Annotated in this window: 8 protein-coding genes; 5 read left to right on the plus strand and 3 right to left on the minus strand. The window is 53.0% G+C overall.

What is annotated here, in order from left to right:
- Positions 1–172: 172 nt before the first annotated feature.
- A complete protein-coding gene (gcd, locus tag HEM79_RS03190; RefSeq protein WP_176241768.1) occupies positions 173–2,563 on the plus strand; it encodes a quinoprotein glucose dehydrogenase in 2,391 nt (796 codons plus the stop codon).
- Between the two features lie 45 nt (positions 2,564–2,608).
- Here gcd and cueO read toward each other — a convergent pair whose 3' ends face one another.
- Positions 2,609–4,159: a multicopper oxidase CueO gene (gene cueO, locus HEM79_RS03195; protein WP_176241769.1), complete on the minus strand. Its 1,551-nt coding sequence runs from the start codon at positions 4,157–4,159 to the stop codon at positions 2,609–2,611.
- 164 nt (positions 4,160–4,323) lie between these two features.
- On the opposite strand from cueO, the gene HEM79_RS03200 reads away from it, so the two are divergent.
- The 3 genes from HEM79_RS03200 to speD all read left to right on the plus strand — a co-directional run bounded on the left by HEM79_RS03200 (position 4,324) and on the right by speD (position 6,453).
- The gene (locus HEM79_RS03200; protein WP_000846617.1) at positions 4,324–4,671 is read left to right on the plus strand and encodes a YacC family pilotin-like protein; all 348 of its coding nucleotides are present in this window, start codon (positions 4,324–4,326) and stop codon (positions 4,669–4,671) included.
- 105 nt (positions 4,672–4,776) lie between these two features.
- On the plus strand, positions 4,777–5,643 hold the full coding sequence (speE, locus tag HEM79_RS03205; protein ID WP_000818482.1) for a polyamine aminopropyltransferase: 867 nt from the start codon (positions 4,777–4,779) through the stop codon (positions 5,641–5,643).
- Between the two features lie 15 nt (positions 5,644–5,658).
- Positions 5,659–6,453 (plus strand): adenosylmethionine decarboxylase, encoded by a 795-nt coding sequence (gene speD, locus HEM79_RS03210; protein ID WP_000734283.1) that lies wholly within the window; start codon positions 5,659–5,661, stop codon positions 6,451–6,453.
- A gap of 37 nt (positions 6,454–6,490) precedes the next feature.
- On the opposite strand, the gene yacL is transcribed toward speD, so the two are convergent.
- Both yacL and acnB read right to left on the minus strand, forming a co-directional pair.
- Positions 6,491–6,853, minus strand: a complete 363-nt coding sequence (yacL, locus tag HEM79_RS03215) for a protein YacL (RefSeq protein WP_000384304.1) — start codon at positions 6,851–6,853, stop codon at positions 6,491–6,493.
- Positions 6,854–7,028: 175 nt separating this feature from the next.
- Complete coding sequence (gene acnB, locus HEM79_RS03220) at positions 7,029–9,626, minus strand: bifunctional aconitate hydratase 2/2-methylisocitrate dehydratase (protein WP_176241770.1); 2,598 nt, start codon at positions 9,624–9,626, stop codon at positions 7,029–7,031.
- A 354-nt stretch (positions 9,627–9,980) separates the two neighbouring features.
- Between acnB and HEM79_RS03225 the strand changes: the two genes are divergently transcribed.
- The gene (locus HEM79_RS03225) at positions 9,981–11,885 is read left to right on the plus strand and encodes a DUF3300 domain-containing protein (protein ID WP_176241771.1); all 1,905 of its coding nucleotides are present in this window, start codon (positions 9,981–9,983) and stop codon (positions 11,883–11,885) included.
- Position 11,886: the final 1 nt, after the last annotated feature.

The following is an 11,886-nucleotide window of genomic DNA, read 5'->3' on the forward strand; positions in this document are numbered from 1 at the left end:
TCGCACGGGCTGGCTTCGGCACCGCAGCAAAGCGCAAGACACGCAGTATACCAGTAAAACTATTCATTGGCGGAATCTGTTAATAAAGCTCAAATTGTGATGACGATCACACATGTTAAAACCTATAATTAATTGCTACTAAAATATTAATGAATTGAAATGGTGTTTCTTTATGGCAATTAACAATACCGGCTCGCGACGATTACTCGTCACGCTAACAGCTCTTTTTGCAGCTCTTTGCGGGCTGTATCTTCTCATTGGCGGAGGCTGGCTGGTCGCGATTGGCGGCTCCTGGTACTATCCTATTGCAGGCCTTGTGATGCTCGGCGTCGCCTGGATGCTGTGGCGCAGTAAACGCGCCGCGCTTTGGCTGTACGCGGCTCTGCTGCTCGGCACCATGATTTGGGGCGTCTGGGAAGTCGGTTTTGATTTCTGGGCACTGACTCCGCGCAGCGATATTCTGGTCTTCTTCGGCATCTGGCTGATCCTGCCGTTTGTCTGGCATCGACTGGTCATTCCTTCCAGTGGCGCAGTTGCCGCGCTGGTGGTGGCGTTGCTGATTAGCGGCGGAATCCTCACCTGGGCGGGATTTAACGATCCGCAGGAAATCAATGGCACCTTAAGCGCCGATGCCACACCAGCAGAAGCCATCTCCCCCGTTGCCGATCAGGACTGGCCTGCCTATGGCCGCAATCAGGAAGGCCAACGCTTTTCGCCTCTGAAACAGATTAACGCCGATAACGTCCACAACCTGAAAGAAGCCTGGGTATTTCGCACGGGTGATGTGAAACAGCCGAACGATCCGGGCGAAATCACCAATGAAGTGACGCCGATTAAAGTGGGTGACACGCTTTACCTGTGCACCGCTCACCAGCGCCTGTTTGCACTCGATGCCGCCAGCGGCAAAGAGAAATGGCATTACGATCCTGAGCTGAAAACCAACGAGTCTTTCCAGCACGTAACCTGTCGTGGCGTCTCTTATCATGAAGCCAAAGCAGAAACCGCTTCGCCGGAAGTGATGGCGGATTGCCCGCGTCGTATCATTCTTCCGGTGAATGATGGCCGCCTGATTGCGATTAACGCTGAAAACGGCAAGCTGTGCGAAACCTTCGCCGATAAAGGCGTGCTCAACCTGCAAAGCAATATGCCGGACACGAAGCCGGGTCTGTATGAGCCGACTTCGCCGCCGATTATCACCGATAAAACCATCGTAATGGCCGGTTCAGTCACCGATAACTTCTCAACCCGCGAAACGTCTGGCGTGATCCGTGGTTTTGATGTCAACACCGGGAAGCTGCTGTGGGCTTTTGATCCGGGCGCGAAAGATCCGAACGCGATCCCGTCTGACGAACACACCTTTACCTTTAACTCGCCAAACTCGTGGGCACCTGCGGCCTATGACGCGAAGCTGGATCTGGTCTATCTGCCGATGGGCGTGACCACGCCAGATATCTGGGGCGGTAACCGCACACCGGAACAGGAACGTTATGCCAGCTCGATTCTGGCGCTGAATGCCACTACCGGGAAACTGGCGTGGAGTTATCAGACCGTTCACCATGACCTGTGGGATATGGATCTTCCGGCACAGCCGACGCTGGCGGATATCACCGTTAATGGTCAAAAGGTGCCGGTCATTTATGCTCCGGCGAAAACCGGCAACATTTTTGTGCTCGATCGTCGTAATGGTGAACTGGTGGTTCCGGCTCCGGAAAAACCGGTTCCACAAGGCGCAGCGAAAGGTGATTATGTCACTCCGACCCAACCGTTCTCTGAACTGAGCTTCCGTCCGACGAAAGATTTGAGCGGCGCGGATATGTGGGGCGCCACCATGTTTGACCAACTGGTGTGCCGCGTGATGTTCCACCAGATGCGCTATGAAGGCATTTTCACCCCACCATCTGAACAGGGTACGCTGGTATTCCCAGGTAACCTGGGGATGTTCGAATGGGGCGGGATTTCCGTTGATCCGAATCGTGAAGTGGCGATTGCCAACCCAATGGCGCTGCCGTTTGTTTCGAAACTGATCCCGCGCGGCCCTGGCAACCCAATGGAACAGCCGAAAGATGCCAAAGGCACGGGTACGGAGTCCGGTATTCAGCCGCAGTACGGCGTGCCGTATGGCGTCACGCTCAACCCGTTCCTTTCACCGTTTGGTCTGCCGTGTAAACAGCCAGCATGGGGCTATATCTCTGCGCTGGATCTGAAAACCAACGAAGTGGTGTGGAAGAAACGTATTGGTACACCGCAGGACAGTATGCCGTTCCCGATGCCCGTTCCAGTGCCGTTCAACATGGGTATGCCGATGCTTGGCGGACCAATCTCCACGGCGGGTAACGTGCTGTTTATTGCTGCTACGGCAGATAACTACCTGCGCGCTTACAACATGAGCAACGGTGAAAAACTGTGGCAGGGTCGTCTACCAGCGGGCGGTCAGGCAACACCGATGACCTATGAAGTGAATGGTAAGCAGTATGTGGTGATCTCCGCAGGCGGTCACGGTTCATTTGGTACGAAGATGGGCGACTATATTGTGGCTTATGCGCTGCCGGATGATGTGAAATAACCATAATGCCCGGAGAGATCCGGGCATATTTTCGAATACGTATTTTTATACCGTAAACCCTAACATCATCCCCGTATCTTCATGCTCCAGCAGATGGCAGTGCGCCATATAAGCGTGTTCTTTCGGGGCATCGTGATTAAACTTCACCAGTACTTCGCTGACATTACCTTCCACCTTAACGGTATCTTTCCAGCCTGCGCGATGCGTCGCTGGCGGTTTGCCATTTTCTGACAAGATACGGAACTGCGTACCGTGGATATGGAACGGATGCAGCATCATGTCGCCAACGCCAGAAATAACCCATCGTTCATACTGCCCTTTCGCCGCCGCAAACATCGGCTTGTTCATATCGAACGCCTGACCGTTGATTTTATTGGCATGGTGGAAATCGAACTTCCCGCCGTGGTTCATATGATTCATATTGCCGTGCCCCATATGCCCCATCATCTGACTGTGATCCATCCCGGCCATCGCCTGATCGCCATATTTCTCCATTAGCATCTGCATACCCATCATATCGAGCATCGGGTCCATAGAGAGTTGCAGTTTGCGTACCGTTAATCCGTCCAGCGAAGGTAAAACAGGCAGGCTACTTAACGCGTCAGGTAAGGCACCTGAAGCACTAATGGCAATCGGCTGAATACGCATTACCGGATGCGGCTTATCAAACGGCGCAATCGCCATCCCCATCTGGCTGACCGGCAACGTCACCAGATCAAACGGTTTGTTATCGTTAACCTCCACCAGCACTTCAAAACGCTCGCCCATCAGCACCGGCAGCTCGCTCACCTTCACCGGTTCAGGCAGCAGACCACCATCGCTGGCAATCACATACAGCGGGCGATTGTCGCTGGCGGCGAAATTGAGCGAGCGGGCATTACAGCCGTTGAGTAAGCGCAGACGCAGCCAGCCACGCGGAGCAGCATGTTGCGGGTAGATAGCGCCGTTGGTCAGCAGCGTATCGCCAAACCAGCCCACGGCGGCGGTCATCACATCCAGTTGATAATCAATCTGTCCGTCGGCGTTAAATTTTTTATCCTGAACAATCACCGGGACATCATCGATACCCCACTGTTTCGGCAGCATTAATTTCAGGATCTCGTCATCTTCAATTACCACCAGCCCTGCCAGCCCCATCGCCACCTGACGCCCGGTTTTGCCGTGTTGATGCGGATGGAACCAGCAGGTAGCGGCAGGTTGATCGACGTTCAACGTCACCGTGCGTTTACCGCCAGGCGGAATAATCCCCTGCGGGCCGCCGTCCACTTCCCCCGGCACTTCCAGCCCGTGCCAGTGCAACGTCGTCTCTTCCGTCAGTTGGTTATAGATATCAACCGTTACCGCTTTGCCGCGCTGTAATTTCACCGCTGGCCCCAGCAGATTGCCGTTGTAACCCCAGGTGGTCGCCGTTTTTCCGGCAAAGCTGGACTGGCCTGCGCCAATAGTTAACTGAATACGATTACGGGCATCGGTCGTGAGCAAATCAGGGATCGGTAACGTTGGGCGTTCAGCCGCAAATACTGCGCGGCTCCACAGCGGCAAGGCCGAAGCCACACCCAGCGCGACGGAATATTTCAAGAAATCACGACGTTGCATAGTTATTTCCTTATTCTTAAGCAGGCGAAACAAAATCAAACGTTGAGCATAGTCCTTCCCCTTACAGGAAGGTCAAGCCACAGACACAATTTAATCCACAATAATGGTCGTCGCCTCGCTCGCAGTGTGCTAACGTTTATCATCTTTAAGTCCTGGTAGAAGCAATGAAGACGTTTTTCAGAACAGTATTATTCGGCAGCCTGATGGCTGTATGCGCAAACAGTTACGCGCTCAGCGAGTCTGAAGCCGAAGATATGGCCGATTTAACGGCTGTTTTTGTTTTTCTGAAGAACGATTGCGGTTACCAGAACTTACCTAACGGGCAAATTCGTCGCGCACTGGTCTTTTTCGCTCAGCAAAACCAGTGGGATCTCAGCAATTACGACACCTTCGACATGAAATCTCTCGGTGAAGACAGCTACCGCGATCTCAGCGGTATTGGTATTCCCGTCGCTAAAAAGTGCAAAGCCCTGGCTCGCGATTCCTTAAGCCTGCTTGCCTACGTCAAATAATCCCTGATACCTTTTTGTAGAAATATTGACCGTGCATCTGCGGTCAATGTTAGCTATTATGTTGCGCCCTTTTTTTACGGGTGTTAACAAAGGAGGTATTAACCCATGGCCGAAAAAAAACGGTGGCATGAAACGCTACACGACCAGTTTGGGCAGTACTTTGCTGTAGATAACGTTCTGTATCATGAAAAGACCGATCACCAGGATCTGATCATTTTTGAGAACGCCGCATTTGGTCGCGTGATGGCGCTGGATGGTGTAGTACAAACCACCGAGCGCGACGAGTTTATCTATCATGAGATGATGACCCATGTTCCGCTACTGGCTCACGGTCACGCGAAACATGTGCTGATCATCGGCGGCGGCGACGGTGCCATGCTGCGAGAAGTGACCCGACATAAAAACGTTGAGTCAATCACGATGGTGGAAATCGATGCGGGTGTCGTGTCGTTCTGCCGTCAGTATCTGCCAAACCATAACGCCGGTAGCTACGACGATCCGCGCTTTAAACTGGTGATCGACGATGGCGTCAATTTCGTTAATCAAACCAGCCAGACCTTCGACGTGATCATCTCCGACTGTACTGATCCCATCGGTCCCGGCGAAAGCCTGTTTACCTCAGCATTTTATGAAGGTTGCAAACGCTGCCTGAATCCTGGCGGTATCTTCGTCGCGCAGAACGGCGTCTGCTTTTTACAGCAGGAAGAGGCCATCGACAGCCATCGCAAACTCAGCCATTACTTCAGCGACGTTGGCTTTTATCAGGCGGCGATCCCGACTTATTACGGCGGCATCATGACCTTTGCATGGGCGACAGATAACGACGCCTTACGCCATCTCTCAACCGAAATTATTCAGGCGCGTTTTCTCGCTTCTGGCCTGAAATGCCGTTATTACAATCCGGCAGTCCATACGGCAGCTTTTGCCTTACCCCAGTATCTGCAAGACGCACTGGCTTCACAGCCGTCCTAAGGAGAAGATAAGAAATTGAAAAAACTGAAACTGCATGGCTTTAATAATCTGACCAAAAGTCTGAGTTTTTGTATTTACGATATCTGCTACGCCAAAACCGCCGAAGAGCGCGACGGTTATATTGCTTATATCGATGAACTCTATAATGCCAACCGTCTGACCGAAATCCTGTCAGAAACCTGTTCCATTATCGGAGCCAATATTCTTAACATCGCCCGCCAGGATTACGAACCACAGGGTGCCAGCGTCACTATTCTGGTGAGCGAAGAGCCGGTCGATCCGAAACTTATCGACAAAACAGAACACCCCGGCCCGCTGCCAGAAGCCGTGGTTGCCCATCTCGATAAAAGTCATATTTGCGTACATACCTACCCGGAAAGCCATCCTGAAGGCGGTTTATGTACCTTCCGCGCCGACATAGAAGTCTCCACCTGCGGCGTGATTTCCCCGCTGAAGGCGCTGAATTACCTGATCCACCAGCTTGAGTCTGATATTGTGACTATTGATTATCGCGTGCGCGGCTTTACGCGTGACATTAACGGTATGAAGCACTTTATCGACCATGAGATTAATTCGATTCAGAACTTTATGTCCGAGGATATGAAGGCGCTGTATGACATGGTGGATGTAAACGTCTATCAGGAAAATATCTTCCATACCAAGATGTTGCTTAAAGAGTTCGACCTTAAGCACTACATGTTCCACACCAAACCGGAAGATTTAACCGACAGCGAGCGCAAAGAAATTACCGCTGCGCTGTGGAAGGAAATGCGCGAGATTTATTACGGGCGCAATATGCCAGCTATTTAACGGCTCAGGCGGAGCACCGAGGCTCCGCCTGATTTAATTACTTCTGTTGCACGAAATTGCGGTAAGCCGCCACCACCTGAAGAAAATCCTCAACGCCACACAGCGACAGGCTTTCTTCGTCGTAGTAGTTCATCCCCTCTTCCATTTCATCGCCAGCGAATTCCAGTTGATTGGCGCGAACCATCACCTCTTCGCCGTCCATCCATAGCGTGTACTCATGCCCTGCCCGCTGCCAGGAACGTTCGCTACCTTTGAGCGTGCGCGCGGCGTCTTCCACTTCATCAAGCAAGGCCAGGTTTTCTTTTACCTCTTCATTAAACCAGTGCCCGACCACTTCATGCCCCATGGACATACGCACCTTTACCACTCCGGTAATATCGCGCAGAAATTCGTAATCCATAGTGTGTTCCTCTGCTCCCGGCAATGCGCCGAAATCGCATTGCGCCATTGATGTAATTATCGCAGCCTTACCGGAGAAAAACAGCGGAACGGCGATGGTTTAGAAATAAAAAAATGCCCGGGAATCACATTCTCCGGGCATTGTCTCGTTTATGCGCAGCACGTGCGCTGACTTTTTAAACTGCAGTCTGGAAAATCACCCCATCCGCTTTTTCGGTGTACTGAGAAAGCTGGTTGAAGTTCAGATAACGGTAAGTATCAACGGCAGTTTTATCTACCTGCGCAACGTAGGTCTGGTACTCTTCCGGCGTTGGCAGTTTGCCAAGAAGTGCCGCGACAGCAGCCAGCTCCGCAGAAGCCAGAAAGACGTTCGCGCCAGTACCCAGACGGTTCGGGAAGTTACGGGTAGAGGTGGAAACCACCGTCGCACCGTCCGCCACACGCGCCTGGTTACCCATACACAGGGAACAGCCAGGGATCTCGATACGCGCGCCGCTCTTACCGAAGACGCTGTAGTAGCCTTCTTCTGTCAGCTGCGCGGCGTCCATACGGGTTGGCGGAGCCACCCACAGGCGAGTCGGCAACTGTCCTTTATGCGCATCCAGCAGTTTACCGGCGGCACGGAAGTGACCGATGTTGGTCATGCAGGAACCGATAAACACTTCGTCGATCTTCTCACCCTGTACCGCAGACAGCGGACGTGCGTCGTCCGGGTCGTTCGGTGCACAGAGGATTGGCTCTTTAATATCAGCCAGATCGATGTCGATCACCGCCGCGTATTCCGCATCCGCATCGGCTTCCAGCAGCTCAGGATTTGCCAGCCATTTTTCCATGCCCTGAATACGACGTTCCAGAGTACGACGATCGCCGTAACCTTCTGCGATCATCCACTTCAGCAGGACAATGTTAGAGTTCAGATACTCGATGATCGGCTCTTTATTCAGCTTGATGGTACAACCAGCAGCGGAACGCTCAGCGGACGCATCGGTCAGCTCAAAGGCCTGCTCAACTTTCAGATCCGGCAGACCTTCAATTTCCAGGATGCGACCAGAGAAGATGTTTTTCTTACCTTTCTTCTCAACGGTCAGCAGCCCTTGTTTGATCGCATACAGCGGGATCGCGTGTACCAGATCGCGCAGGGTAATGCCCGGCTGCATCTTGCCTTTGAAGCGCACCAGAACGGATTCCGGCATATCCAGCGGCATAACGCCAGTCGCGGCAGCAAATGCCACCAGACCAGAACCCGCAGGGAAGGAGATACCAATCGGGAAACGAGTATGAGAGTCACCGCCAGTACCCACGGTATCCGGCAGCAGCATACGGTTCAGCCAGGAGTGGATTACTCCGTCACCCGGACGCAGCGACACACCGCCACGGTTCATAATGAAGTCCGGCAGCGTGTGGTGTGTGTTAACGTCAACCGGCTTCGGATAAGCCGCTGTGTGACAGAAAGATTGCATCACCAGGTCAGCCGAGAAGCCTAGGCACGCCAGGTCTTTCAGTTCATCACGGGTCATTGGACCGGTGGTGTCCTGCGAGCCGACCGAAGTCATTTTCGGTTCGCAGTAAGCGCCCGGACGAATGCCTTTCACGCCGCAGGCACGACCCACCATTTTCTGCGCCAGCGAGAAGCCGCGATTGCTTTCAGCGACATCTTTCGCCTGACGGAAGACATCGCTGTGCGGCAGACCAAGTGCTTCACGCGCTTTGGTGGTCAGGCCACGACCGATAATCAGCGGAATACGACCACCCGCACGTACTTCATCGATCAGTACGTCAGTTTTCAGTTCGAAGGTCGCCAGCAGTTCGTTGGTTTCGTGGTTACGTACTTCACCTTTGTAAGGGTAAACGTCAATCACGTCGCCCATATTCAGGTTAGAAACATCCACTTCAATTGGCAGTGCGCCGGCATCTTCCATCGTGTTAAAGAAGATTGGTGCAATTTTGCCGCCGAGGCACAGTCCGCCACCGCGTTTGTTCGGCACATGTGGAATATCATCGCCCATAAACCACAGTACGGAGTTAGTGGCGGATTTACGCGAAGAACCAGTCCCCACAACGTCACCGACGTAAGCCAGCGGGAAACCTTTTTGTTGCAGAGCTTCGATTTGCTTGATCGGGCCAACAACGCCTGGCTGATCTGGCTCGATACCTTCACGGGCGTTTTTCAACATCGCCAGCGCGTGCAGTGGGATATCCGGGCGTGACCACGCATCCGGTGCCGGAGAGAGGTCATCGGTGTTGGTTTCGCCGGTCACTTTGAAAACGGTAACGGTCAGTTTTTCAGCCAGCGCCGGGCGATTCAGGAACCATTCGGCATCCGCCCAGGACTGCATTACCTGCTTCGCATATTCGTTGCCTGCTTTGGCTTTTTCTTCTACGTCATAGAAGTTATCGAACATCAGCAGCGTATGAGACAGTGCTTTGGCGGCAATTGGCGCCAGTTTGGCATCGTCCAGCGCATCGATCAGCGGATGAATGTTGTAACCACCCTGCATGGTGCCCAGCAGTTCAATGGCTTTTTCTGGAGTCAACAGTGGGGATTTGGCTTCGCCTTTCGCGACAGCAGCAAGGAAACCAGCTTTTACATAGGCGGCTTCATCGACGCCAGGGGGAACACGGTTGGTTAACAGATCTAACAGGAATTCTTCTTCGCCCGCAGGCGGGTTTTTCAGCAGCTCTACAAGCGCGGCCATTTGGTTTGCATCCAGGGGCTTGGGCGCAATCCCCTCAGCGGCACGCTCAGCTACGTGCTTACGGTATTCTTCTAGCACGACGGTTCTCCTCGCTCTCATTGTCATAGTGCGGCAGGCGATTCTCTTCACGCTCCTGTGAGACAGCAGTTTGTAGGGTAAATGCCCAGTACCGCAACGGGCAGAATAGCAGGATTTTGACGATGTGTTAATCCGTTTACAAAAAAGCAACATAAAAAAGTGGCTGAATCGTTAAGGATGGTCTAGAGATTGTTTCCCTCCGTAAAAACCTCGTTAATTCGCATGGTGATAATCACCTTTCTCAACGAATCCCAAGATTAGTCAAAATTTAAACTACCGCCTCTTTATACTCGGATTCACAGCACCTGCGGGTGGCAGTTCGCCGACCATTGCGATTTCCTTGAGATCCGAATTATGAAAATGACTTTGCCGTTTAAACCCCATGTGCTGGCGCTAATTTGCAGTGCCGGGTTTTGTGCCGCTTCCGGTGCTTTGTATGTAAAAAGCCGCTCTGTGGAAACGCCTGTAGAAGCGCAAACTGTGCCTGTTGTCACTACAACTACGCTTCCTGCAACGGTTTCCGCGCCGCCAGTAACGCCCGCCGTCGTCAAATCTACCTTCAGTACTGCACAAATTGATCAATGGGTCGCGCCTGTCGCGCTGTACCCCGATTCTCTGCTTTCACAAGTGTTAATGGCATCAACCTATCCGGCAAACGTTGCGCAAGCAGTGCAATGGTCGCACGATAATCCACTTAAACAAGGTGACGCTGCAATTCAGGCAGTAGCTGACCAGCCGTGGGATGCCAGCGTCAAATCACTGGTGGCGTTTCCACAGCTGATGGCATTGATGGGCGAAAACCCGCAGTGGGTACAAAACCTCGGCGATGCGTTTCTGGCGCAGCCGCAGGACGTGATGGACTCGGTACAGCGTTTGCGTCAACTGGCGCAACAAACCGGATCGCTGAAGTCATCAACCGAACAGAAAGTCATTACGACAACGAAGAAAGCTGTACCGGTAAAACAGGCTGTCACGGCTCCCGTCATACAATCCAATACCGTTTCAACAGCCAGCCCCGTCATTGCAGAGCCTGCACCAACCGTCATTTCCATTGAACCCGCCAATCCGGATGTGGTTTATATTCCCAACTATAATCCGACCGTGGTTTACGGGAACTGGGCCAATACCGCGTATCCGCCGGTTTACCTGCCGCCGCCAGCCGGAGAACCTTTTGTTGACAGCTTTGTGCGCGGTTTCGGCTACAGTATGGGCGTCGCCACTACATACGCGTTATTCAGCAGCATCGACTGGGATGACGACGATCATGACCATCATCATCATGACGATGATGATTACCATCACGATGGCGGTCATCGTGACGGCAACGGCTGGCAACACAACGGTGACAACATCAATATTGACGTCAACAATTTCAACCGTATCACCGGTGAGCATCTTACTGATAAGAATATGGCATGGCGGCACAACCCAAACTATCGAGATGGTGTGCCTTATCATGACAGGGATATGGCAAAGCGGTTTCATCAAACCGATGTCAGTGGCGGCATGAGCGCCACGCCGCTTCCTGCACCGTCGCGCGACAGTCAGCGTCAGGCGGCGGCAAGCCAGTTTCAGCAACGAACACACGCCGCACCAGTCATTACACGAGTTACCCAACGTCAGGCAGCGGCACAGCAGTTTAATGAAGCTGAACACTATGGGAGCTATGACGACTTCCGCGACTTCAGCCGTCGCCAACCAATGACCCAGCAGCAAAAGGATGCCGCTCGTCAGCGTTATCAGTCCGCTTCACCTGAGCAGCGCCAGGCTGTCCGCGAGAAAATACAGACTAACCCGCAGAACCAGCAGCGAAGAGAGGCGGCGCGTGAGCGTATTCAGTCTGCGTCACCTGAGCAGCGCCAGGCGGTACGCGAGAAAATGCGAACCAACCCGCAGAACCAGCAGCGAAGAGAGGCGGCGCGTCAGCGTATTCAGTCCGCTTCACCTGAGCAGCGCCAGGCAGTCCGCGAGAAAATGCAGACTAACCCGCAGAACCAGCAGCGAAGAGATGCAGCGCGTGAGCGTATTGACTCTGCTTCACCTGAGCAGCGCCCATTGAACCAACAACAGCGTGATAACGCCCGCCAGCGTATTCAATCGGCATCTCCTGAACAACGTCAGGTTTTTCGGGAGAAAGTTCAGGAGAACCGCCCGCAACGTCTAAACGACAGTAACCATACTGCCAGGCTGAATAACGAGCAGCGGTCAGCGGTACGTGAACGGTTGTCTGAGCGTGGAGCAAGAAGACTGGAAAGGTAAA

Source organism: Escherichia sp. 93.0816 (assembly GCF_013368855.2).
GTDB classification, from domain to species: Bacteria; Pseudomonadota; Gammaproteobacteria; order Enterobacterales; family Enterobacteriaceae; genus Escherichia; species Escherichia ruysiae.